General features: G+C 67.4%; 25 protein-coding genes. 15 read left to right on the forward strand and 10 right to left on the reverse strand.

Annotated elements, in window-relative coordinates:
- Window positions 1-9 precede the first annotated feature (9 nt).
- The 12 genes from AC6LKD_RS17390 (at window position 10) to AC6LKD_RS17445 (ending at window position 11,998) form a co-directional block, all read left to right on the forward strand.
- Window positions 10-885, forward strand: coding sequence for a branched-chain amino acid ABC transporter permease (locus AC6LKD_RS17390; protein ID WP_498116933.1), 876 nt, complete (start codon window positions 10-12; stop codon window positions 883-885).
- 3 nt (window positions 886-888) lie between these two features.
- On the forward strand, window positions 889-1,785 hold the full coding sequence (locus tag AC6LKD_RS17395) for a branched-chain amino acid ABC transporter permease (RefSeq protein ID WP_013393483.1): 897 nt from the start codon (window positions 889-891) through the stop codon (window positions 1,783-1,785).
- A 3-nt stretch (window positions 1,786-1,788) separates the two neighbouring features.
- Window positions 1,789-2,550: an ABC transporter ATP-binding protein gene (locus AC6LKD_RS17400; protein ID WP_013393484.1), complete on the forward strand. Its 762-nt coding sequence runs from the start codon at window positions 1,789-1,791 to the stop codon at window positions 2,548-2,550.
- The gene (locus AC6LKD_RS17405) at window positions 2,547-3,308 is read left to right on the forward strand and encodes an ABC transporter ATP-binding protein (RefSeq protein WP_013393485.1); all 762 of its coding nucleotides are present in this window, start codon (window positions 2,547-2,549) and stop codon (window positions 3,306-3,308) included. Before AC6LKD_RS17400 ends, AC6LKD_RS17405 begins: the two co-directional genes overlap by 4 nt.
- A gap of 81 nt (window positions 3,309-3,389) precedes the next feature.
- The gene (locus AC6LKD_RS17410) at window positions 3,390-4,754 is read left to right on the forward strand and encodes an amidase (protein WP_498116935.1); all 1,365 of its coding nucleotides are present in this window, start codon (window positions 3,390-3,392) and stop codon (window positions 4,752-4,754) included.
- A 183-nt stretch (window positions 4,755-4,937) separates the two neighbouring features.
- Window positions 4,938-5,684, forward strand: coding sequence for an IclR family transcriptional regulator (locus AC6LKD_RS17415; RefSeq protein ID WP_498116936.1), 747 nt, complete (start codon window positions 4,938-4,940; stop codon window positions 5,682-5,684).
- A gap of 71 nt (window positions 5,685-5,755) precedes the next feature.
- The gene (locus AC6LKD_RS17420) at window positions 5,756-6,499 is read left to right on the forward strand and encodes a transporter substrate-binding domain-containing protein (protein ID WP_013393488.1); all 744 of its coding nucleotides are present in this window, start codon (window positions 5,756-5,758) and stop codon (window positions 6,497-6,499) included.
- Window positions 6,496-7,164, forward strand: a complete 669-nt coding sequence (locus AC6LKD_RS17425; protein ID WP_013393489.1) for an amino acid ABC transporter permease — start codon at window positions 6,496-6,498, stop codon at window positions 7,162-7,164. Before AC6LKD_RS17420 ends, AC6LKD_RS17425 begins: the two co-directional genes overlap by 4 nt.
- 47 nt (window positions 7,165-7,211) lie before the next feature.
- Window positions 7,212-7,970, forward strand: coding sequence for an amino acid ABC transporter ATP-binding protein (locus AC6LKD_RS17430; RefSeq protein ID WP_162470892.1), 759 nt, complete (start codon window positions 7,212-7,214; stop codon window positions 7,968-7,970).
- Complete coding sequence (hutG, locus tag AC6LKD_RS17435; RefSeq protein WP_498116938.1) at window positions 7,967-8,914, forward strand: formimidoylglutamase; 948 nt, start codon at window positions 7,967-7,969, stop codon at window positions 8,912-8,914. The genes AC6LKD_RS17430 and hutG overlap by 4 nt, the downstream gene beginning before the upstream one ends.
- Before the next feature lie 298 nt (window positions 8,915-9,212).
- On the forward strand, window positions 9,213-10,502 hold the full coding sequence (locus AC6LKD_RS17440; RefSeq protein ID WP_013393492.1) for a Glu/Leu/Phe/Val family dehydrogenase: 1,290 nt from the start codon (window positions 9,213-9,215) through the stop codon (window positions 10,500-10,502).
- 386 nt (window positions 10,503-10,888) lie between these two features.
- Entirely contained in the window at window positions 10,889-11,998 is a 1,110-nt protein-coding gene (locus AC6LKD_RS17445) for a porin (protein ID WP_013393493.1), read from the forward strand.
- Between the two features lie 197 nt (window positions 11,999-12,195).
- Here AC6LKD_RS17445 and AC6LKD_RS17450 read toward each other — a convergent pair whose 3' ends face one another.
- The 6 genes from AC6LKD_RS17450 to AC6LKD_RS17475 form a co-directional block, all read right to left on the reverse strand.
- The gene (locus tag AC6LKD_RS17450; RefSeq protein WP_207467550.1) at window positions 12,196-13,014 is read right to left on the reverse strand and encodes an RsiV family protein; all 819 of its coding nucleotides are present in this window, start codon (window positions 13,012-13,014) and stop codon (window positions 12,196-12,198) included.
- 34 nt (window positions 13,015-13,048) lie between these two features.
- A complete protein-coding gene (locus AC6LKD_RS17455; protein WP_498116939.1) occupies window positions 13,049-13,825 on the reverse strand; it encodes a lipoate--protein ligase family protein in 777 nt (258 codons plus the stop codon).
- Entirely contained in the window at window positions 13,822-14,097 is a 276-nt protein-coding gene (gene lplB / locus AC6LKD_RS17460; RefSeq protein ID WP_013393496.1) for a lipoate-protein ligase small subunit, read from the reverse strand. The genes AC6LKD_RS17455 and lplB overlap by 4 nt, the downstream gene beginning before the upstream one ends.
- A gap of 30 nt (window positions 14,098-14,127) precedes the next feature.
- Entirely contained in the window at window positions 14,128-14,592 is a 465-nt protein-coding gene (locus AC6LKD_RS17465) for a GNAT family N-acetyltransferase (RefSeq protein ID WP_498116940.1), read from the reverse strand.
- 10 nt (window positions 14,593-14,602) lie between these two features.
- Window positions 14,603-15,304, reverse strand: coding sequence for a glutathione binding-like protein (locus tag AC6LKD_RS17470; protein ID WP_013393498.1), 702 nt, complete (start codon window positions 15,302-15,304; stop codon window positions 14,603-14,605).
- A gap of 140 nt (window positions 15,305-15,444) precedes the next feature.
- Complete coding sequence (locus AC6LKD_RS17475) at window positions 15,445-16,350, reverse strand: DMT family transporter (protein ID WP_498116941.1); 906 nt, start codon at window positions 16,348-16,350, stop codon at window positions 15,445-15,447.
- Window positions 16,351-16,473: 123 nt separating this feature from the next.
- Here AC6LKD_RS17475 and AC6LKD_RS17480 point away from each other — a divergent pair, with 123 nt between their 5' ends.
- Window positions 16,474-16,941 carry an Lrp/AsnC family transcriptional regulator gene (locus tag AC6LKD_RS17480; protein ID WP_498116942.1) on the forward strand — a complete coding sequence of 156 codons (468 nt, stop codon included), beginning with the start codon at window positions 16,474-16,476 and terminating at the stop codon, window positions 16,939-16,941.
- A 7-nt stretch (window positions 16,942-16,948) separates the two neighbouring features.
- On the opposite strand, the gene AC6LKD_RS17485 is transcribed toward AC6LKD_RS17480, so the two are convergent.
- Together AC6LKD_RS17485 and AC6LKD_RS17490 are read right to left on the reverse strand one after the other, a co-directional pair.
- Window positions 16,949-17,440 carry a glutathione peroxidase gene (locus AC6LKD_RS17485; protein WP_498116943.1) on the reverse strand — a complete coding sequence of 164 codons (492 nt, stop codon included), beginning with the start codon at window positions 17,438-17,440 and terminating at the stop codon, window positions 16,949-16,951.
- Window positions 17,441-17,454: 14 nt separating this feature from the next.
- Window positions 17,455-18,660, reverse strand: coding sequence for an MFS transporter (locus AC6LKD_RS17490; protein WP_498116945.1), 1,206 nt, complete (start codon window positions 18,658-18,660; stop codon window positions 17,455-17,457).
- 272 nt (window positions 18,661-18,932) lie between these two features.
- Here AC6LKD_RS17490 and AC6LKD_RS17495 point away from each other — a divergent pair, with 272 nt between their 5' ends.
- Window positions 18,933-19,265, forward strand: a complete 333-nt coding sequence (locus AC6LKD_RS17495) for a tetratricopeptide repeat protein (RefSeq protein WP_013393503.1) — start codon at window positions 18,933-18,935, stop codon at window positions 19,263-19,265.
- Between the two features lie 48 nt (window positions 19,266-19,313).
- Here the strand turns inward: AC6LKD_RS17495 and AC6LKD_RS17500 are convergent, their stop codons facing one another.
- A complete protein-coding gene (locus tag AC6LKD_RS17500; protein WP_498116946.1) occupies window positions 19,314-20,285 on the reverse strand; it encodes a PAS domain-containing protein in 972 nt (323 codons plus the stop codon).
- A 143-nt stretch (window positions 20,286-20,428) separates the two neighbouring features.
- Window positions 20,429-21,847: a deoxyribodipyrimidine photo-lyase gene (gene phrB / locus AC6LKD_RS17505; protein WP_498116947.1), complete on the reverse strand. Its 1,419-nt coding sequence runs from the start codon at window positions 21,845-21,847 to the stop codon at window positions 20,429-20,431.
- A 282-nt stretch (window positions 21,848-22,129) separates the two neighbouring features.
- Here phrB and AC6LKD_RS17510 point away from each other — a divergent pair, with 282 nt between their 5' ends.
- A complete protein-coding gene (locus AC6LKD_RS17510; protein ID WP_041653478.1) occupies window positions 22,130-23,578 on the forward strand; it encodes a CoA transferase in 1,449 nt (482 codons plus the stop codon).
- Window positions 23,579-23,659 lie beyond the last annotated feature (81 nt).

Genomic DNA, 23,659 nt, shown 5'->3' on the forward strand with positions numbered 1-23,659 from the left:
AACACAAGTATGGATGGAATCACCGTCATCAACGCCGCGATCAACGGCGTTGTGATCGGGATGCTGCTGGCCTTGCCGGCACTGGCGATCACGCTGGTGTTCGGCATCGCCCGCTTTCCCAACGCCGCCAGCGGCGACTACATGACGTTGGGCGCTTATGCCGCCGTCTTCACCCAGGCGCTGGCCGGCGGCTCGATGCTGGCGGGCGGCTTGGCGGCTGTCATCGGCACCACCCTGGTCAGCCTGTTTTTCTATGCCTGGGTGTTCCGGCCGCTGGAGTCGCGCTCCAACGTGTCGCGCCTGATCGCGTCCATCGGCGTGGCCTTCGCGCTGCGCAGCACGATCACCTTCTTCGCCGGGCAGGATCAGTACACCTTCGACATGCCCTTGACGCGCGCCTGGAATTTCGGCGGCGTGCGCATCCTGCCCACCGACCTGTACATCGTCGGCACGGCGGTGGCGGCGCTGGCGCTGGTGTTCGCGCTGATGCACATGACCCCCACCGGGCGGCGCATGCGGGCGGTGGCGGACAACCCCGAGCTGGCCGCGGCCAGCGGCATCCGCGGACGGCGCGTGATGATCACGCTGTGGAGCATCGCCGGCGCGTATTGCGGGCTGGGCGGCGTGCTGCTGGGCATCAAGGCGGTGGTGATCCCCGAACTGGGCTGGGAACTGCTGATGCCCATGTTCGCGGCCGTGATCCTGGGCGGCATCGGCAATCCGGTGGGCGCCATCGTCGGGATCATGGTGTTCAGCATTGCGCAGGAAGTCGCCAGCCTGGTGGTCGGGCCGGCCTACAAGATCGTATTCGCCTTCGCGGTGCTGCTGTGCGTGCTGCTGCTGCGTCCCCAGGGTATCTTCGGCCGTCCGATGGCGGCGAGGTGAGTCATGGAAGCCTATCTGATTGCTATCGCCATCGGGATCCTGATCTACATGCTGCTGGCCTTCGGCCTGTCGCTGCACTACGGGTTCACCGGACTGATCAACTTCGGCCACGTCGGCTTCTTCGCCATCGGCGCCTACACCTCGGCGCTGCTGTCGCTCAAGGGGGTGCCGATACCGATATCCATGGTGGCAGCCGCCGCAGTCGCTGCCTTGGCGGCCTGGCCGCTGGGCATGATCGCCTTGCGATTGGGCAGTGACTACCTGGCCATCGTGACCTTGGGCTTCTCGGAGTCGGTGCGCATGATGCTGCAGACCGAGGAATGGCTGACGCGTGGGATGCACGGCCTGCCGGGCATCCCGCGGTTGTTCGCGGGCTGGGCCTCGCCGCAGACCGTGGACCTGTGGATCATGCTGCTGCTGGTGGCGGTCAACGCCGGGGCGCTGCTGCTGATCCATCTGGTGATACGCAGCCCGTTCGGGCGCGTGATCGAAGCGGTGCGGGACAACGAGGTGGCGGTGCGGGCGCTGGGCAAGGACCCGGCCCGCTTCAAGACCCGTTCGCTGATGCTGGGCGCGGGGCTGGCCGGCCTGGCGGGCGCCTTCCAGGCGCACTACCTGACCTTCATCAGCCCCGAGCAGTTCGTGCCGTTGATCACCTTCTACATCTGGATTGCCATCATCCTGGGCGGAGTGGGGCGGTTGAGCGGCGTGGTGGCGGGCACGGTGCTGCTGGTCGGCTTTCTGGAAGGATCGCGTTTCGTGCGCGACTTCGTCGGCGGCATCTCGGAGGTACAGATGGCCAGCGTGCGCATCGGCGTCATCGGCCTGGCGCTCATTTGCGTGGTGCTGTACCGGCCTCAGGGCATTTTCGGCAACACCTCGGCCACGCGCAGGAGATAAGGGATGACGCTGCTTTCCATCAAAGGGCTGAGCGCCAGCTTCGGCGGTTTCAAGGCGCTGGACGACGTGTCGCTGGAAGTGCGCAAGGGCGAAATGGTCGGGGTGATCGGCACCAACGGCGCGGGCAAGAGCACGCTGTTTTCGGTGGTCACGGGCTACATCCCGCCCAGTTCCGGGTCCGTGCGTTTTGCGGACGAGGACATCACGGGCGTGGCCGTGCACCAGCGCGTGCGTCGGGGCCTGGCCCGCACGTTCCAGGTGCCGCGCGAGTTCAGCCAGCTGACGGTCTTCGACAACATGATGGCCGCCGCGCCGGACCAGCGCGGCGAAAAGCTGGCGGCGCTGGTGTTCGCCCGCCGCGAGGTGGCGCGCGAGGAAGCGCGCAACGCCGAACGCGTGCACGAATTGCTGGCGTTCCTGAACCTGACCCGCGTGGCCGATGAGCCGGCCGGGAAACTGTCGGGTGGCCAGAAGAAGCTGCTGGAACTGGGGCGGCTGCTGATGCTGGAGCCGCGCTGCATCCTGCTGGACGAACCGTTCGCGGGCGTCAATCCGGTGCTGATCGAAGAACTGTCGGCGCGCATCGTGGAGCTGAACCAGCGCGGCCTGACCGTCGCCATCATCGAGCACAACCTGGAAGAGCTGTCGCGCATCGTGCCGCGCATGTACGTCATGGACCGCGGCCGCGTCATCGCCGAAGGGACGCCCGACAGCGTCCTGGCCAATGAACAGGTGCGCGAAGCGTACATGGGGGGAGTGATATGAGCCAACTCGTCATGCAAGGCCTGTCCGGCGGCTACGGCGAGGTCGATATCGTCAGCGGCATCGACATGCACGTCGCACCGCGCGAGATCGTCACCATCGCCGGCACCAATGGCGCGGGCAAGTCGACGCTGGTCAAGGCGGTGATGGGGCTGTTGCCGCGCATCGCCGGCACCATGACCTTCGACGGCCGCGACCTGCTCGCGCTGCCGGTCGAGGAGCGGGTGCGCATCGGCATTTCCTACGTGCCGCAGGTACGCAATGTGTTCGGCGCGCTGACCGTGCTGGAGAACCTGCAAGTGGTCGAACACGTGCAGGCGCGCGAAAAGCGCATCCGCGACATGTTCGAGCTGTTTCCCGCGCTGGCCGGGCGGCGCAAGACGCATGCGGAGAACCTGTCCGGCGGCGAGCGCCAGCAGCTGGCTTTCGCCCGCGCGCTGATGTCCTCGCCGCGCCTGATGGTGCTGGACGAGCCCTCGGCCGCCTTGTCGCCGGCGCTGACCGAGCAGGTGTTCGCCGAAGTGCGGCGCCTGCCGCAGATCGGCGTGGGCGTGCTGATGGTGGAGCAGCGCGCGCGCCAGGCGCTGGCGTTCAGCGACCGCGGCTACATCCTGGATTCCGGCCGTATCGTGCTGACCGATACGGGGCAGGCGCTGCTGGCCAACCAGCATATGAGCGATCTGTATATCGGGCGGGGAGGGCATGCGGGGGGCGGCCACGCTGGGGGCGCTCGTTCGTCCGCTGGCAATGCTCCCGCCTGAAACCGATTGGACCGTCCCGCCGGCGGCTGCTGGCGCGGATGGCAAGTCTACTTTTCCATGATTCTTTGCAGGAGCCGTACTTTGCCTACTTCCTTGCCTACTTCCGAAACCATGGTTTCCCCGGCATCCGCTGCGCGCCGCCCCGCGCCCGGCGCCATCGCCGCCCTTACCGCCACCGAGGGCCTGGCCGCGCTGGAGCAGGGCAAACTGACCTGCGAGGCCTGGGCGCGCGCCTGCCTGGACCGCATCGAGGAACGCAACGGCGGCGTCAAGGCCTGGGTCCGGGTGGACGCCGAAGGCGCGCTGGCCCGCGCCCGCGAATGGGACCGCCATGGCCGGCGGCGGGCGCTGGACGGCGTGCCGCTGGGCATCAAGGACACCATCGACACGGCGGCCATGCCGACCGAACTGGGCGACCCCGAAATCTTTCCGGGCCGCCAGCCCGAGGCCGACGCGCCCGTGGTGACGCAGGCGCAGGAGTTGGGCTTCAACCTGCTGGGCAAGAACACCGTGTCGCGCCACGCCATCATGTTGCCCGGTCCGGCGCGCAATCCTCACGACCTGAGCCGCACGCCGGCCGCGTCCTCGGCGGGGTCGGCGGCCGCCGTGGCCGACTTCATGGCGCCGCTGTCCATCGGCACGCAGACGGCGGGCTCCATCCTGCGGCCGTCGGCCTTTTGCGGGGCGGTGGGCTTCAAGCCCACGCTGGACGCCATCCCCTACGTGTCGATCCGGCGCTATTCGCGGGTATTGGACGTGATCGGACCGATCTCGCGCTCGGTCGCCGACGCGGCGCTATTCATGCGCGCCTTCACGGGTGATCCCCGTTTTGATCCTGCGTCTTCGCTGCGCAGCGATTTCCGCCTGGGCGTGTGGCGTCCCAAGGACTGGGCGGACACGGAGCCCTGCATGCGCGAGAGCTTCGAAGCCAATCTGCGCGCACTGTCGGCCGCCGGCGTGAAGGTGACTGAACTGGCCATGCCGCCGGCCTTCGACACCATGGGCGAGGCGCAGGACGTGATCATGGCCTACGACCTGGCGCGCGAGTACGCCGCCATCAAGCGCGACCACGCGGCGCTGTGCGATCCGGGCCTGATCGAGTACCTGACCATGGGCGAAGGGCTGTCCGCGGCCGATTACGCGGGGGCGCTGGACGCCGCCGACGCCTGCCGCCGCGCCTTCTACGACGTCGCGCGCGAAGTCGACGCGGTGGCCATGCCTTCCACGCTGGGCGAAGCGCCGCCGGCCAGCTCCACCGGCAGTTCGGCTTTCATCCGCATCTGGTCGTTGCTGCACAACCCGTCCATCACCTTGCCCGTGGCGCGCGGCCCCAACGGCCTGCCGCTGGGCTTCCAGATGGTCGGTTTCGTCAAGGAGGACGCGCGCCTGCTGTACTGGGCGCGTTGCGCGGAGCGCATCCTTGGGTCCACCGCGCACCAGGCCTGACCGGGCTCTCGCCGGGTTTGATCCGCTGCGCGCCGCCGGGGCGCGGCGGATTCTTCGGCGCCTTCGGGCGCCTTTTTTGCGTCTGCGCTCTGGGGTTTTCCCGAGTAATTCTCAATATTCGGGAATAAAAAGCAGTGAAAGAACCATAAATTGATAATCTGCGCTCCGTTAGCTTGGAGCCAAATGTTGAAAGCGGATCACTCAGTCGGGGCAGGTGCGGATCGCGTGCTGTATGTGCTGGCCACCCTGGCCAGGCATGACGGCCCCCTCAGCATCGCCGCTTTGGCCGAGCAGACCGGCCTGGCGCAAAGCACTCTGTACCGCCAGGTGGCGCTGCTCAAGCGCTGGGGCTTCGTCGCCGAGCATGACGGCGAATACGGCCCCGGCCCGCTGTGCGTGCAACTGGCCTGGGGCTTTGACCAGTCCTCGTTCCTGATCCACGAAGCGCAGCCCGACATGGCCGCGCTGGCCGCCGCCTCCGGCGAAACCATAGGCTTGCTGGTGGCGGTCAAGGACCAGGCGGTGTGCCTGGACATGATCGAAAGCCAGCATCCGCTGCGCTGCTCCTTCACCAAGGGGCGCGGCCTGCCGCTGGCGCGCGGAGCCTCCGCCAAGTCGCTGCTGGCCTTCATGCCGTTGGCCCGCCTGCAGGCCGCGCTGGCCTATCTGGCGGCCGAGGCCGGCGTGGACGCCGATCGACTCGGACACGAGCTGGAAACCATCCGCGCCCAGGGCTACGCCATGACCGACAGCGAGGTCGACGCCGGCGTCTGGGGCGTGAGCGTGCCGATCTTTCAACGCGCCAATCAGGCCGTGGCCTCGATCACGCTGATGGCCCCTTCGACCCGGGCCGCGCAGCGGCCCGAGGCATTGACCGAAATGACCGTGGCCGCGGCCCGGCGCATCTCGGCGAAGTTGCAGGCTCATTGAGAGCACTTTTTTTCTTCCACGCTCCACCGTACCCACCGACCGCCGTACCCACATTCCTTAGAGGACCCACCATGACCACTCGCCGCACACTGCTGACCGCCGCCCTGACGCTGGGCCTCGCCTGGAGCGCCGGTCCGGCGTTCGCCCAGGAAACCATCCGCGCCGTGACCGACGCGACTTTCCCGCCGATGGAGTTCGTCAAGGACGGCAAGCGCACCGGCTTCGACATCGAACTGGTGGAAGCCTTGGCCGGCGCCATGGGCAAGAAGGTCGAATGGATCGACATCGACTTCAAGGGCCTGATTCCCGCCCTGCAGGCCGGCCGCGCCGACATCGCCGTGTCCGCCATCTACATCACGCCTGAGCGCGCCAAGGTCGTGGACTTCACCGATCCGTACTACGCGGGCGGCCTGGTCGTGATGACCAAGAAGGACGGCCCGGTCAAGACGCTGAAGGACCTGGACGGCCGCAAGGTGTCGGTGCAGGTGGGCACCAAGTCGGTCAACTACCTGAAGGAACACTACCCGGCGGTGCAGCGCGTGGAAGTCGAGAAGAACCAGGAGATGTTCAACCTGGTGCAGATCGGCCGCGCCGAAGCCGCGGTGACGGGCAAGCCCGCCGCCAAGCTGTTCGCCCAGAGCACGCCGGACCTGACGGTGCTGAACGACCAGATCACCACCGAGGACTACGGCATCGCCGTGCCGAAGAACAAGCCCGAGCTGACCCGTGAGCTGAACGCGGCGCTGCAGAAGCTCAAGGCCGACGGCAGCTACCAGGCCATCGTCAACAAGTGGTTCGAGGCTCCTGCGAAATGAACCTGGATTTTTCTCCCGTCTTTGCCGACTTCGGCGCGCTGATCAATGGCGCCGTGGTTACCGTCGAGGTGACCGCGGGCGCCTTGCTGCTGGCCTGCGTCATCGGCCTGCTGGTGGGCGTGGGGCGCCTCAACCCGAAGCGCTACGTCATCTACAACCTGTGCAGCGTCTATCTGCTGCTGTTCCGCGGCACGCCCTTGCTGGTGCAGCTGTTCATCTGGTTCTTCGGCCTGCCGCATTTCGGCATTACCTTGCCGGCGTTCGCCTGCGGCGTGCTGGGCCTGGGCATGTACTCCGGCGCCTACGTGTCGGAAATCGTGCGCGGCGCGATCCAGTCGGTGGACCGCGGCCAGACCGAGGCGGCGCGCTCGCTCGGCATGTCGTCCGGCCAGGCCATGCGCATCATCGTGCTGCCGCAGGCAGTGGTGCGCATGATCCCGCCGCTGGGCAACGAATTCATCGCGCTGATCAAGAACTCGGCCCTGGTGTCGCTCTTGACGATCCACGACCTGATGCATGAAGGCCAGAAGATCATCAGCGTGTCCTATCGCTCGCTGGAAACCTATCTGGTGGTGGCGCTGATTTATCTGATCCTGACCACGGCCACCATGCTGGTGCTGCGCAAGGTTGAACACCGCCTGCGCGCGGGGGGGATGGTGCAATGAACTCCGCAATGAACTCCGCTGCGGCCCGGGCCGCGGACCCGCAAGAAATGATCCGCATCCGCGGCCTGCGCAAATCCTACGGCGACCACGAGGTCCTGAGCGGCATCGACTTCGACGTGCTGCCGTCCCAGGTGGTGGTGGTGATCGGGCCCAGCGGCTCGGGCAAGAGCACCTTGCTGCGCTGCTGCAACGGCCTGGAAGTGGCGCAAGCCGGCACCATCGACATCTGCGGCCAGACCTTGCTGGACCACGGCAAGCTGTTGCCCGAAGCCGAACTCAACCAGCTGCGCATGCAGGTGGGCATGGTGTTCCAGGGCTTCAACCTGTTCCCGCACCTGTCGGTGCTGGACAACGTCACGGTCGGTCCGCGCAAGCTGCGCGGCATGGGCCGCGAAGAAGCCCATGCCCTGGCCGCGGACCTGTTGGACAAGGTTGGCCTGGGCCAGAAGATGTCGGCCATGCCGGCCAGCCTGTCGGGCGGGCAGAAGCAGCGTGTGGCCATCGCCCGCGCCCTGGCCATGCAGCCCAAGGTCATGCTGTTCGACGAGCCGACCTCGGCGCTGGACCCGGAGCTGGTGGGCGAAGTGCTGCAGGTCATGAAGCTGCTGGCCAAGGAAGGCATGACCATGATGGTGGTCACGCACGAAATGGGCTTTGCCCGCGACGTGGCCGACATGGTGGCGGTGATGGACGGCGGTGTGATCCTGGAGTCCGGTTCGCCCGACGTGATCTTCACCCAGCCGCGCGAGGCGCGCACCCGCGAGTTCCTGCAAGCGGTGCTGAGCGCGGGGCAGGGGGCTGCATGAACGCCGCGCAATTCGACAAAAGCCTGTGGAAGGCCCGCGACGACAGCGCCGAGCAAGGCGACACGCGCCGCCTGGCGCATATCGTCGAAGCGGCTGCCGGCCAGGTCCGCAAGGGCGAGGCGGTGCTGCTGGGCTTTGCCTGTGACGCCGGCGTGGCCCGCAACCAGGGCCGCATCGGCGCGGCCGAAGGCCCGGCGGCCATCCGCAAGTTCCTGGCCGGCCTGCCGGCGCACGGCCTTGCGCGCCTGCTGGACGCCGGCGACGTGGCCTGCGAGGGCGACCGGCTCGAGGACGCCCAGGAGCAGCTGGGCCTGCGCGTGGCGGAACTGATGGAGCAGGGCGCCCGGCCGCTGGTGCTGGGCGGCGGCCATGAGATCGCCTGGGGCAGTTTCCAGGGCCTGGCGCGGTGGCTGGATGCCCGCGGCGACACGGAACCGGTGCTGGTGCTGAACCTGGACGCGCACTTCGACCTGCGCACCGGGCGGCCCGGCAGTTCCGGCACGCCGTTCGACCAGATCTCGCGTTTTTGCGAGGAACGCGGCCGGGCCCTGCAATACGCCTGCCTGGGCGTATCGCGGCTGGCCAACACGCCGGCGCTGTACGCGCGCGCCGCCGAAGTCGGCGCCATCTGGGTCGAGGACCGCGACATGCAGGAGCGCCATCTGGCGGCGCGCCTGGCCAACGTCGACGCCTTGCTGGCGCGGGCGCGGCACGTCTATCTGACCATAGACCTGGATGTGCTGCCCGCGGCGGTCATGCCCGGCGTGTCGGCGCCGGCTCCCTATGGGGTGCCGCTGACGGTGATCGAGGAAATCGTGCTGCGGGTCAAGGCCAGCGGCAAGTTGCGACTGGCCGACATGGCCGAGTTCAATCCGCGCTACGACCAGGACGGCCATGGCGCACGGGCGGCGGCGCGCCTGGCGTGGCAGTTGTTGAGCGATTGAGCGGACCCGCCTTCATCCTTCGGGTGGGGGGGCAGGATCAGGCGGGGCGGTTTCCTGGCAGGAAACCGCTCCGTTTTTCATCCCCCTTATGGCGGGCGGCAGGGCTTGCCGCTTATGGCTGGCAGGCTGGACGCTGCCGGCTTGGCGGCTTAGGATAAGGGCAGCATCAGGCTTCGGTTTGCGGCCCGTTCAATAGCCGCAACAGTTATATGTCCCTAATTAAAATATTTTTGTTTTAAATGGGGACGTTATAACTTTCGTGGATAAAATGGCGCAACTTTGTCAGGAGAGCCAGCTCATGTCTCAAACTCCCACCCACGCATTGCCGTCTTATCTGAACGCCGAGGACCTCGGCCCCTGGGGCAACTACCTGCAGCAAGTCGACCGGGTCACCCCGTATCTTGGTTCGCTGGCGCGTTGGGTCGAGACCCTGAAGCGCCCGAAGCGCTCGCTGATCGTCGACGTGCCGATCGAACTCGACAACGGCAGCATCGCCCACTTCGAGGGCTACCGCGTCCAGCACAACACCTCGCGCGGTCCCGGCAAGGGCGGCGTGCGCTTCCACCAGGACGTCACGTTGTCCGAAGTGATGGCGCTGGCGGCCTGGATGTCGATCAAGAACGCCGCGGTGAACCTGCCCTACGGCGGCGCCAAGGGCGGCGTGCGGGTCGACCCGCGCAAGCTGTCCGCTTCCGAACTCGAGCGCATGACGCGCCGCTACACCTCGGAAATCGGTGTCATCATCGGACCCTCCAAGGACATCCCGGCGCCTGACGTGAACACCAACGCCCAGACCATGGCCTGGATGATGGACACGTACTCCATGAATGAAGGCGCCACCGCCACCGGCGTGGTCACCGGCAAGCCGATCGCGCTGGGCGGCAGCCTGGGTCGCGTCGAGGCCACCGGCCGCGGCGTGTTCGTGGTGGGCTGCGAAGCCGCGCGCGACCTGAACATCGACGTGTCCAAGGCGCGCGTGGTGGTGCAGGGTTTCGGTAACGTGGGCGGCACCGCCGCCCGCCTGTTCCATGAAGCCGGCGCCAAGGTCATCGCCGCGCAGGACCACACCGGCACCGTCCACAACGCCGAAGGGCTGGACGTGCACAAGCTGCTCTCCTACGTGTCGCAGCATGGCGGCGTGGGCGGCTTCTCCGGCGGCCAGGCCATGGACAAGGCTGAGTTCTGGACCCTGGAAACCGAGTTCCTGATCCCGGCCGCCCTGGAAAGCCAGATCACCGCCGCCAACGCCGCCAAGGTGCGCGCGAAGATCGTGGTGGAAGGCGCCAACGGCCCGACCACCCCCGAAGCCGACGACATCCTGGCCGAACACGGCGTGTACGTGGTGCCGGACGTGCTGGCCAACGCCGGCGGCGTGACCGTCAGCTACTTTGAATGGGTGCAGGACTTCTCCAGCTTCTTCTGGAGCGAGGACGAAATCAACCAGCGCCTGGAGCGCCTCATGCGCGAAGCCTACGCGGCGGTGTCGCAAGTGGCCAAGGAGCACAAGGTCACGCTGCGCACGGCGGCGTTCATCGTCGCTTGCACGCGCATTCTGCAAGCGCGCCAGGTGCGCGGCCTGTACCCCTGATACCCGATACGGCGAGGCGTTCTTGGACGCCGCGCCGAGGAGGGCAGGGAGACAAGAACCGCCCCGGCCGCGCCTGTCCGGCATGGCCGGTGGCAAAAACGGAGATCGCCCCGCAAGGGGCGATTTCCATTTGCGCGTCCGTGCGCGCACCGCGCATGAATAGCACATCGACGTTGCAGGCCTGCGCGGGCCGCGCCCGCGCTTGCGGGTTGTCGGCAAGGCGCGACATTCCGCGCCTTTTTCACGGCCTAGGGAATTTCCCAGCTTGCGTAACCAGAACTGACACATTGCGTCCCTAGAATTCGTTCCTGCCATGCGCCAGGCGCGCTGCACGCGATGCGTGCCAGCCCGGATGCGCATGTCTGTTCAATCAATGGGAATTTGCAATGAAAAAGACTTTGTTCGTCACCGCCATGCTGGCCGCGTTCGGCGCAACGGCGCAGGCGGAAACCTCGGTGACGCTGTACGGCTTGATCGACACCGGTATCGGCTACCAGCGCATCAAGGGCGATGGCTACCATGAGTCCAAGGTTGGCATGGTCAACGGCGTGTCCAGCGGTTCGCGTTGGGGCCTGCGCGGCGCCGAGGACCTGGGCGATGGCCTGAGCGCCGTGTTCACGCTGGAAAGCGGCTTCAACTCGGCCAACGGCACGTCGGGCCAGAGCAGCCGCCTGTTCGGCCGCCAAGCCACCATCGGCCTGAAGAGCACCTCGTGGGGCCTGTTGGAACTGGGCCGTCAGACCAACATCGCTTCGAAGTACTTCGCCGCGATCGATCCGTTCGGCGGCAGCTACGGCCAGGCCAACATTGGCGTGGCCTTCAGCGCCGCCAACACGGTCCGCTACGACAACATGGTGCAGTACTCGACGCCGTCGTTCAGCGGCGTGCAGTTCGGCATCGGCTACTCGTTCAACGCTGCCGACACGACCACCGCGCAAACCGGCTTCAAGACCGCCGACAACACCCGCGCCATCACGGCCGGCCTGCGCTATGTCAGCGGCCCGGTGAACGTGGCGCTGACCTATGACCAGTTGAACCCCGCGAACCAGTTGAACAACGACGCCACGCCCAAGTCGTGGATGATCGGCGGCTCGTACGACTTCGAAGTGCTGAAGCTGGCGCTGGCCTACGGCCAGACGCGCGACGGCTGGTTCACCGGCCAGGGCGCCAACGCCTTCGGCAGCGGCAGCCCCGAAGCCAAGGGCTTCGGCACCAACGTGGCGGTGTCGGGCTTCAAGGCCAATTCCTACCTGGTGGGCTTGAGCGTGCCGATCGGCGGCGCCAGCAACATCCTGGCTTCGTGGCAGCGTGCCGATACGGATAGCACCAAGCTGACCGGCGACGACGCCACCATGAACATCTACAGCCTGGGTTACACCTACAACCTGTCCAAGCGTACCAATCTGTACGCCTTGGGTTCGTATGCCACCAACTTCGCGTTCACCGACGGCGTGAAGAGCACCGTGGCCATGGTGGGCGTGCGTCACCGCTTCTAAGACGCAAGGCGCGCAAGGGCGGCGCGTCAGCGTCGCCCTGCCGCCGCGGTTGCACTGAGCGGACTGGGCGTCTTACCCGGCCACAGACGCGAAAAAAGCGGCCACCTCCCTAGCTCCATCCTCAGTCCGCTCAACCGAACCCCGGTTTGATGCCGTACCGAACGCCCGCGTAGACCGCGGGCGTTCCCGCATGCGGCTTATGCGGCAGGCAGCAGTTCAGGCTTCAGGATCCCGCGCAGTTCCGAATAGGGAATGCTCAGCTCGGGTTCGCCATGCGAGTACGGCGCGATGGAATAGGCGTCGTACTTGACCACGATGCCGTCGCGCGTCAGCGCGTAGTTGTCGCTTTCCTGGAACGGCCACATCTTGTTGTAGGCCGCCGGATCGCGGCGCGCATCGGGATTGCTGGCCAGCCATTTGGCATGCGCCTGCCGCAACGCCGCCACGTATTGCGCATGGCGACCCGGTATCAGCGCTTCTTCCAGGCTCATCACGCGGCCATGGCTGCGCTCCCAGTTCAGGTACTGGGTGGCGGGGATGCCATGCGCGGCGCCGGTCAGGAACTGTTCGGTATGTAGTTCGACCGCCACGATGTCGCCCACCGTGTCCTTCACGCTGGCCTTGAAATAGGTGGCGTCGCGCGCGCGCGCCACCGACCAGAAGTACTGCGTGTACTCGGACAGCGTGTCGTAGGGGCCGCGGCGGTTGGCATCGGTGCCGGTCATGTAGGCCAGCACGTGGTCCACCAGCGCGGTGAGCTTGGGGATGCCCGGGAAGGCGACGCTGTCGATTTCGATGCGCGGGCAGTCGCCCTCGCAGCCCGGTTTGCTAGACGCCCACTTGATGCGCTCGGTGGACAGGTCGCCGACTTTTTCCGGCGTGGACGCCGAGGCCGGGCCCTGCGTGGCCAGCGTGATGTCGGCCGGCGGCGTGCTGCTGCAGCCCGCCAGCGCCAGCAGGGCTGCGCCCAGGATGAGACCGCTTATCGCGCCTTGCGGCGTGAATGTGCGACGCATTGAAACTACCTCCAGAAAATCGGTGCCGGGCGGTTCAAGGCACCACGCCGGTCCATTCGGGCGTGGCGAACTTCTCGGCCGCCTGCGCCTGCGCGCGGGCCAGGGTGTCGCTGCCTATCTGCCCCGGGGTGAGACGGTGCAGGCCGGCAAAAGTTTCCACCATGCGGCCGATGATGACTTCGCGCGACAGCCCGGTCTGGGTGCGCAAAGGGTCCACGCGCTTCTTGGCGCTGGTGGTGCCTTTGTCCGACAGCTTCTCGCGGCCGATGCGCAGGACTTCGACCATTTTATCCGCGTCGATGTCGTAGGACATGGTGACGTGATGCAGCACCGCGCCGCCGCGGCGGGCTTGCGCAGCGCCGCCGATCTTGCCGCTGTCGGAGGCAATGTCGTTGAGCGGCTGGTACCAGGCCTTGATGCCCAGTCCCTGCAAGGCGGTCAGCACCCAGGCGTCCAGGAAGGCGTAGGACTCCTGGAAGCTCATGCCGTGCACCAGCGCCTGAGGCGCGCTGAGCGAATAGGTGATGGAGTTGCCGGGTTCCATGAACATGGCGCCGCCGCCGCTGACGCGGCGCACGACCTGGATGCCGTGGCGGTGCGCGCCTTCGGGGTCGACTTCGTTCTTGAGCGATTGAAAGCGGCCGATCACGACCGCGGGCGCGGCCCATTCCCAGATGCGCAGGGTGGGCGGGCGCAGGCCGGCGCCGACTTCATCAGTGATGACGGCGTCCAGCGCCATGTGCAGCACCGGGTCTTGCGGCCCTTCATGGATCAGTTGCCAGTCGTAGTCGTTCCAGTCGGTGCGCGTCATGCCAGCGCCCTCCGCAGCACCACGGCGACGGCTTCGGCCGAGAAGCCGAACATTTCGGCATCGGCGGGCAGGGCCGATTGCACGGCCAGCGCCAGTTCCAGTTCGCCGGCGTCGGCCGGCAGGCCGTTCAGGCCGCTATTGATGGCGTCCAGGGCCTCGGGGGGCTCAAGAAAAAAATCGCCGCTGATGCGCACGTCGGCCAGGCGGCCATCGCGCACTTCCAGATCCGCGACGACCAGTTTGCCGCCGGGGACTTTGTATTCGCCATGCATGGGCGCTCCTTGCTGTATCAGTGCCAAAAACTACAGGCTGAGCTTCATGCCGTCGTGGCTGGCCTTGAAGCCCAGGCTTTCATAGAACCTGCGCGCATCGGGCCGGGCGCGGTCGGTGGTCAGTTGCACCAGGCTGCAGCCCTGGATGCGGCATTGCTCGATCGCCCATTCGAACATCTTGCGTCCGAGGCCGGCGCCGCGCGACGACGAGGCGATGCGCACGCTCTCGATCTGCCCGCGCCACTGGCCCAGCCGCGACAGGCCGGGTATGAACGATAACTGCAAACAGCCGACCAGGTCAGAACCCTGTTCGACCACGGCCAGGAATTGATTGGAATCCTGGCCGATTGCGGCAAAGGCGGCAGCATAGCGCGGGTCCAGCGGCAGCGCGGGATTCTCGCGCGTGGCGCCGAGTTCGTCGTCGGCCAGCAGGGCGACGATGCCAGGCAGATCCCCCAGTCGCGCGCGGCGGAAAACCAGTTGCGGTTCGGGCATGGCGGCTCCTTCAGCGCGCGACGTTCTGGGCGGTCTGGCCGAACAGGATGCGGCGCGATTCATCGTCGCTGATGGACGGGGCGGTATTGATGGTGTCGGCCAGCGCATAGGCGCGCTGCGTGGCGGGGCGCGCCGCGATGGCGTCGAACCAGCGCTTCAGGTGCGGGAAGTCGTTCAGGTCCTGGCCCTGCTTGGCGTGCGGCACGATCCAGGGATAGGCCGCCATGTCGGCGATGGAATAGTCGCCGGCGACGAACTCGCGGTCCGCCAGGCGCTTGTTCAGCACGCCGTAGAGGCGGTTGGTTTCCTTGACGTAGCGGTCGATGGCGTAGGCGATGCGCTCCTGCGCATAGCCCGAGAAATGGTGGTTCTGGCCGGCCATGGGGCCCAGGCCGCCCATCTGCCAGAAGAGCCACTGCGACACTTCGGCGCGGCCGCGCAGGTCGGCGGGCAGAAAGCGGCCGGTCTTCTCGGCGAGATACAGCAGGATGGCGCCCGACTCGAACAAAGAAATCGGCGCGCCGCCGCCAGCGGGCGCCTGGTCGACGATGGCCGGAATGCGGTTGTTGGGGGCGATGGCCAGGAACTCGGGCTTGAACTGATCGCCGCGGCCGATGTTCACCGGATGGATCTTGTAGGGCAGGCCGGTTTCTTCGAGGAACAGCGTGATCTTGTGGCCGTTGGGGGTGGTCCAGTAATAGAGATCGATCATGGGATGTCCTGTGCGTTGCGCCGGCGGCGGCCGGCGCAGGGAAAAGCCATGATAGCGGGGCCGGGTTCGCGCCGGCCCCAATAACCGGGGGGCGGGTACGGATTTGTCCCTTGGGCGTCCCCCGACCTGTCAGCCGATTTTCAGGCCGCGCCGGCGCGCGGCCGGCCAGGCATGCGCCAGGTCCAGTTCAGGCTGACGCCCGCCGCCGCTACGAAGATCATGGCCACGCCGGCGATCTGCGTGGCGTCCATGCGGTGCCCGTAGACCACGAAGTCCAGCAGGATGGCCACGGCAGGATAGATGAAGCTCAATGCGGCGGTGGACGTGGTCGGCAGCTTCTGGATGGCCGAGTACATGAGGATGTACATCAGGCAGGTATGGATCAGCCCCAGCGCAACCAGATAGCCCCATTGCAGCGGCGCGGCGGGCAGGGCGTTGAAGTCCGCCATGGGCAGCAGCATCACGGCGCCCAGCGTGACCTGCACCAGCGCCAACACCTGCGGCGGAATGTGCTTGAGCCGCTTGACGATGATGGCGGTGACGCCATACAGCGCCGCCGCGCCCAGCCCCAACATCAGTCCCGACAAATAGGCGCGGCCGTCCGCGCCGCCGGCTTCGGACAGGCGCAACACCAGCATCAGGCCGGCAAAGGCCAGCACCGACCAGGCCAGCTTGCCGCGCGTGGGCCGTTCGCCCAGGAACAGCACGCCCAGGCCGATCAGGAAGAAGGGCTGCACGTTGTAGACCGCGGTGGCCAGCGAAATGGACGCCAGCCGGTAGGCGGAAAACAGCAGCACCCAGTTCAGCACCAGCGCGGCGCCGGCCGCCAGGGCCAGTGCCAGCGTGTGGACGGTGAACAGGCCGGGCTTGAGCAGGCCGCGCGCCCAGCAATACAGGAACAGCGACAGGGCGCCGAACACGCAGCGGAAGAAAACCACGTTCCAGGCGCTCTGGCCCGACTCCAGCACGAACACCCCGAGGGTGCCGGACAAGGTCATCGCGGCGGCCATCTGGGCCAGGCCCACGCGTTCTGATGAGGGGTTCATGAGGGTTCTCCAGGGGCCTCGCGGCCACGATATTCGATGGAGAAATTATCCCAGGCGGATCAAGCTGGTTATATGATCATGATGTGGTGAATCGATTCCGAAACCTTTGTTTAGGTGGAATTTATGCAAAACGACCTAAAAAGTGAAAACCCGGTCCTGGATGGTATCGATCGTCGTCTGGTGGAGACGCTGACGGCCAACGCGCGCACCACCACGGCCGACCTGGCGCGCCAGGTCGGGATGTCCGCGCCCAGTGTGGCGGACCGCCTGCGCAGGCTTGAAGAATCGGGGGTGATTCGCGCCTACACCTTGGACGTGGACCCGGTGGCGCTGGGCTACACGCTGGAGGCCATCGTCCGCATCCGTCCCTTGCCCGGGCAGTTGCACCACGTGGAAGGCCTGATCCAGCAGATTCCGGAATTCGTCGAGTGCGACAAAGTCACGGGCGACGACTGCTTCATCGCCCGGGTGGTGCTGCGCTCGATCTCGCACCTGGACGGCATCCTGGAGCGCGTGACCGAGTTCGCGGAAACCAACACCGCCATCGTCAAGGCGCACACGGTGCGCCGCCGGCTGCCGCCGCTGCGATGAAGCCCGCTCAGACCGGCGCGGACAGCGCTTTTTCGATGTCGTCCCGGATGCCGGCCGGCGTGTCGGTGGGCGCGTAGCGTTTGATGACCTGGCCGTCGCGGCCCACCAGGAACTTGGTGAAGTTCCACTTGATGCCCTCGGTGCCGAAGACGCCGGGCTTTTCGCCCTTGAGCCAGCGGTACAGCGGATGGGCGCCGTCGCCGTTGACGTCGATCTTGGCGTAGAGCGGGAAGGTGATGTCGTACTGCGTGCTGCAGAAATTGCGGATCTCGGCTTCGTCGCCGGGTTCCTGATGGCCGAACTGGTCGCAGGGAAAGCCCAGCACGGCGAAGCCGTCGTCGTGGAACGAGCGGTAGAGCTCTTCCAGGCCGGTGTATTGCGGTGTGAAGCCGCACTTGGAGGCCACGTTCACCACCAGCAGCACGCGGCCGCGGTAGGTGTCCAAGGACTGTTCCGCGCCGTCGATGGCGCGGGCGGAGAAATCGTAGAGGGTGCTCATGCGTGCTCCTTGGATCAGGCGTCCGAACGCGAGGGCGTCAGCGCGCCGGCTTGTTGTCCAGCGAGTGTAGCCCCGGCGCCGCGGCCGTAGTAGCGCGTGCCCCACAAGGTCAGCAGCAGGACGGCGGCGGTGATGCCGGCCGACATCCAGGGCAGGTCCGTCAGCGGCAGGCCATGGCCCAGCGCCACGCTGCCCAGCCAGGCGCCGCCCGCATTGCCGAGGTTGAACGCGCCCTGGTTCAGGGTCGAGGCCAGATTGGGCGCGTCGGCTGCTTGGTCCACAATCAGCATCTGCAGCAACGGCACCACGGCAAAGCCCAGCACGCCCCAGATGAAGGTCACGGCCAGCATGGGCGCCAAGGCGTGGATGGCCTGGCTCAGCGCCAGGAACACCAGCAGCAGGCCGAGGAAGATGCGGCGCAGCGACACTTCCAGGTTGCGATCACCCAGCTTGCCGCCCAAGGTGCTGCCCACCGTCAGCGCCACGCCGAAGAGCAGCAGTACGCCGGTGACGCCGCGCTCGGACACGCCGGTCACTTCGCGCAAGAGCGGCGCGATGTAGGTGAGCACACAGAACAGCGCGGCGGACGCCAGCACGCTGGCGGCCAGCGGCCAGACCACGCGCACGTCGCGCAGCACCTTGAATTCGCGCAGGATGTTGCCGGGCTGCATGGGGATGCGCGCCGGCAGCCAGGCGGCCAGCGCCGCCACGGCCGCCAAGCCGATGCCGCTGACCACCCAGAAGGTCGAGCGCCATCCGGCCACCTGGCCCAGCGCCGTGCCCAACGGCACGCCCAGCACGTTGGCCAGCGTCAGCCCCGTGAACATCAGCGCGATGGCGCTGGCGCGCTGGTTGCGCGGCACCAGGTCCGCGGCCACCACGGCGCCCAGGCCGAAGAAGGCGCCATGGCAGAACGCCGTGAACACGCGCGCGGCCATCAGCAGTCCGTAGTTCGGCGCCAGCGCGCACAGCAGGTTGCCCACCACGAAGGTGCTGGCCAGCCCGATTAGCGTGGCCTTGCGCGGCAGCCTGGCGGTGATGATGGCCATGATGGGCGCGCCTATCACCACGCCCATGGCGTAACCGGTGATCAGCAGGCCGGCGACGTCGATGCTGACCTGCAAGTCCGCGGCGACGTTGGGCAGGAGGCCCATGATGACGAACTCGCTGGTGCCGATGCCGAAAGCGGCAGCGGCAAGTGCGATGAGGTGCAGGGGCATGGGAGAGGAGGCCGGCAATTGGGGGAAGGTCCGGCGGCAAAGAAGAGGCAAGGGCGGAATTCTAGGACAGCGTGGCGCGGGCGCTTGCGGAAGGCCCTATTGCAAATAAGGGTATACCCCGGGGTTTTGGGGCGCCGTCGGGGCCATGTCCTGCGCCGGCTGCCGCGCCGCCAAGGGCTTGCGCCGCACGGGGCCATTGCCCGGATTCGCAAGCGACCGTCCTATCATGTGGCATCGGATCGAAATGCGCGCGCCTGTAGGAGAGATTGGCAATGGAAGGAATGATCGAACGCCTGGAAGCGATGCTGGCCAAGGGCACGGACAATATGCTGCTGCGTTTCTCCTTGGGCAAGGCCTATGCGGAGCAGGATTGTTTCGCCGACGCCGAGCCTCATCTGCGCGCGGCGCTGGCGTTCGATCCTGCCTATTCGGTGGCCTGGAAATGGCTGGGCAAGGCCTGCCTGGGGCAGGGCGACAAGAGCGGCGCGCGCGCCGCCTGGGAGTCGGGCCTGCAGGCCGCGCAGGCGCGCGGCGATCAACAGGTGGTGAAGGAATTGCAGGTGTTCATCAAGCGCCTGGACAAGGAAGCCGCGGCCGGCGGCTGAAAGCGCACGGCGCGGCAAACGTTGCGCGGGGCCATTCCCGCAACAGGCCTAGGTGGCCTGACGCGCGGGCAGCGGCTGGGTGCGCGCGAGTCGGAATACTTCGATGGCGTGGCGCAGATCCTCGGTCCCGGCGGGCTGCAGGCCGCGCTCCGCCGCCGTTTCCGGCGCGTCCGCAATGCCGCTGTGCACATCGCGGGCCAGGCCGACCAGGTTCCTGCGCGTGGCCTCCAGCGAAAACCGCAGCGCGCCGGTTTCATCATCGGGATTGCCGGGCGCCAGCGGCGTGCCCAGATTGCCGGCGGCGATCTGCCGCGTGAAGTCGGTGGCGGTGGCCAACAGGCCGGAAAGCGTGCGGGCGTAGGCCCAGCCCGATGCGAAGATCAGGCTGGCGCCGCCGGCCAGCACGGCGGCCGCCAGGGCCAGTTGCTCGGCGTCCAGGTTGGCCGCCAAGCCATGCAGCGCGAAGCCGCCTGCGGCCAGGAACAACGCGGACGACAGCCCAGCCCAAGCCAGCATGCGAGTGCGTATGCCGGCCGCCGGCCAGTGGCGCAGGCGCGCCAGCAGGCCTCCCGGAAGAATCCGCCCCGCGCTCAGCCGCAAGCCGCCGGTAATGCCGGTGCGCAGGCGCCGGTAGGCGCTGTCGGCGGTCTCGATCTGGGCGCGCGTCGGCTTGACGCGCACGCAGGCATAGCAGACGGTCACACCCCGTTCCACCACGGGAGTGATGCTGGCCAGCGACCAATAGTGGCCGCCATGCTTGCGCCGGTTCTTGATCACGCCCGTCCAGGACTTACCGCGTTGTATGGTGCGCCACAGGTCGTCGTAGGCGGCCAGCGGCATGTCGGGATGGCGCATGGTGTCATGGCCTTTGCCCATCAGGTCCGCTTGCGTGTAGCCGCTGACCTCCAGGAACGCGGGGTTGGCATAGATGATGCGGCCGCGCGCGTCGGTGCGCGTGATGAGGCACTGCTCGTCGTGCAGCGTGTATTCCTGGTCGTGGACCTGCGGATGGTCGCGCATGCTGTGTCGTCCTGCGATCGGCGTTGGCGGGGAGTCGCAGACCGATCATCCGGGACGCGGCAGGAATCGGCGTTGACCTAGGTCAAGCGGCGCCCAAGCCGTTCCCGCGTGCCGCCGCGGCCGGGCGCCTAAGGCGGAGCGCCTCAGGCGGGGGGCAATCCGCCAAACGCCTCCAGCGCGCGCAACCGGCTCTGGGCCAGATCGACGATGGCCAGCGGATAGCCGGCCTGCGCGCGCTCCATCGGACTGGGATCGTGGATGGCGCGGCTGTCCAGATGCGCCAGTTCCGGCAGCCATTCGCGCAGGAACACGCCGTCGGGGTCGAATTTGCGCGACTGCGACAGCGGATTGAAGATGCGGAAGTAGGGCACCGCGTCCGCGCCCGTGGACGCGCTCCATTGCCAGCCGCCGTTGTTGGCGGCGAGGTCGCCGTCCACCAGCTGCGCCATGAACCAGGCTTCCCCCAGCCGCCAGTCGATCAGCAGGTTCTTGGACAGGAACATGGCCGTCACCATGCGCAGGCGGTTGTGCATCCAGCCCAGCGCCAGCAATTGCCGCATCGCGGCGTCGACGATGGGAATGCCGGTCTGGCCTTGCTGCCAGGCGCGCAGGTCGTCCGGCGCGTCGCGCCAGGGCACGGCGACGGTCTCCGGCTTCATGGGCTGGTGCATCGACAGGCTGGGGTGGGCGGCCAGCAGATGCTGGTAGAACTCGCGCCACAGCAGTTCGTTGATCCAGGTGGCCGCGCCGCGCTTGCCGCCGTCCACCTCGCCGTGATTGGCGGCCAGCGCCGCGCGCAAGGCCTGGCCCGGCGACAGCACGCCCGCCGCCAGATAGGGCGACAGGCAACTGGTGGCGGGCAGCGAGGGAAAGTCGCGTTGCTCCTGGTAGGCATCGATGACGCCATCGGCAAAGGCTTCGAGCCGTTCGCTGGCCGCGTCCTCGCCAGCGGGCCACAGCGCGCGCACGGGGTCGGCGGGCGCCTCGAAACCCTCGAAAGCCGCGGGCAGCGGGTCCGCCGGCCATGGCGGCGGCGTCTGGGCGCGTGGCGCGGGCAGTGCCCGCAGCGGCGCCGTGCGCAGGCGTTCGCGGCAGGCCCGCGCGTACGGCGTATAGACGCGGTAGCACTCGCCCTTGCCGGTCAGCACGGTGCCGGGCCGCAGCAGCGAGGCGCCATGATGCAGCGTCCAGTCCACGCCCAGGGCCTGCAGGCGGGCGGCGACCGCGGCATCGCGGCGGCGTTCGTTGACGGCCCATTCGGCATTGGCGTGGACCTGGCCGATGGCGTGGCTGCGGCAGAAATCGGCCAGCGCGTCCGGCGCGTTGCTCCAGTCAGGCACGCTCAACAGCCGCAGCGGAATACCCAGGCGGCCGAGTTCCCGCGATAGTTCGCGCAGATTGCGCAGCCAGAAATCGACCTTGGCCGGGGCGTCGCCGTGCAGCCGCCATTGGCCAGGCGCGGCCAGAAACAGGGCGGTGACCGTGCCGGCTTCGGCAGCCGCAGCCAGGGCGGGATTGTCGTGCGCGCGCAGGTCGGTGCGCAGCCAGAGCAACGTGTTCATGGGCGGTCCAGGGCAGGGGGCGGCGAGGCTGGCATTCTATATTGCGTCCGCTGCGCGGGCGCACGGACGGCGCGGGCTTGGAAGACGATGTAAAAACTACGAGTAGATGTGTCCTTGCCTGCACAGGCCCGCGCAGCGGGCCTCGCAGGGGAATTCGCGCGGCGCGGCCCAATCGGGGCGCTTTGCGGTCAAACCATGAAACACGCTGGCGCGTCGGGCATATTGACGCGGCCTGGGCCCCGCCATGTAATTCAAATAAACGACTAGAGCAAGATGAACGCTATGGGAAATCTGATGGACCTACGCCCGTCTTTTCTGAGGGGCCGCACACCCGCAGGCAATGCGTCCCGCGACGTTTTGCAAAAGCTCTGGCGCTCGGTGGATCTGCCCGATGAATCGCTGGACCACGTGGTGTTGACTGGCGCCGACCCGGTACTTCCCTCGTCTTTCGCCGTTGGCACGGCGGCGCAGACCAGCATGGCTGCGGCCGCGCTGGCCGCGGCCGAAATCTGGAATTTGCGCGGCGGCGCCAGGCAGCAAGTCGGCGTCGACATGCTGCATGCGGCGCAGGAGTGCCGCAGCCACTACACCATCAACGGCGTTACCCCCAATCCCTGGGACCCCATCACCGGCCTGTACCGCTGCGGCGACGGCGGCTGGGTCCGCATACACGCCAATTTCGCCCATCACCGCGATGGCGCCCTGGCGCTTTTGGGCTGTCCTGTCGGTGAAGACACCTCCCGCGCAACGGTGGAGCGCGCCCTGAGCCGTTGGAAGGCCCTGGACTTCGAACAGGTGGCTGCCGATGCGGGCTTGCCGGTGGCGGCCATGCGCAGCTTCGACGAATGGGACCGCCATCCGCAAGCCACGGCGGTGGCCGCGCAACCCTTGCTGACCATCGAGCGCATCGGCGAGGCCGATCCTCGGCCCTTGCCCAAGTACGGCAATGGCGCCCGGCCGCTCAAGGACATCCGCGTGCTGGACCTGACCCGCATCATCGCCGGTCCCGTATGCGGACGGGCGCTGGCCGCGTACGGCGCCGACGTGATGCTGCTGAACTCGCCGCACCTGCCCAACATCGACAACATCATCGACACCAGCCGCGGCAAGCTGTCCGTGCAGGCTGACCTGGACACGGCCGACGGTCGCATCGCGCTGGGCAACCTGTTGCGCAGTGCGCACGTGTTTGTACAGGGCTACCGCCCCGGCGCCATGGCCGCGCTGGGCTTCGGCCCGCAGGACGCGGCGCGCATCCGCCCTGGCATTGTCTACGTGTCGCTGTCGGCCTATGGCGACAAAGGTCCCTGGGCCGGTCGCCGCGGTTTCGATTCCTTGGTGCAGACCGCCACCGGCTTCAATCATGCCGAGGCGCAGGCTGCGGGCCAGGACGAGCCCAAGCCCATGCCCTTGCAGATCCTGGATCACGTCTCGGGCTACCTGATGGCCTTCGGCGCGCAGGTCGCGCTGGCGCGGCAGGCGACCGAAGGCGGCAGCTGGCATGTGCGCGTGTCGCTGGCGCAAACCGCGCATTGGCTGCGCGGCCTGGGCCGGGTCGAGGGCGGCCTGGCCTGTCCGATGCCGGGCTTCGAAGGCTTGCTGGAAACCGAGCCCTCCGGTTTCGGTGAGCTGGTGGCATTGCGCCACGCCGCGCAGTTTTCGGAAACCCCGGCCCGGTGGACGCGTCCATCCAGCCCGCCGGGCACCCATCCCCCGGTCTGGCCGTTCAACTAGGGCCACGGGCGCGCGTCAGCGCGCCATGAGGCGCTTGCCCCGGGGGCGGGCGGCCTCTTCGGACCGTGGATGTTTCTGCGG

The organism is Achromobacter sp. D7-1 (genome assembly GCF_059760445.1).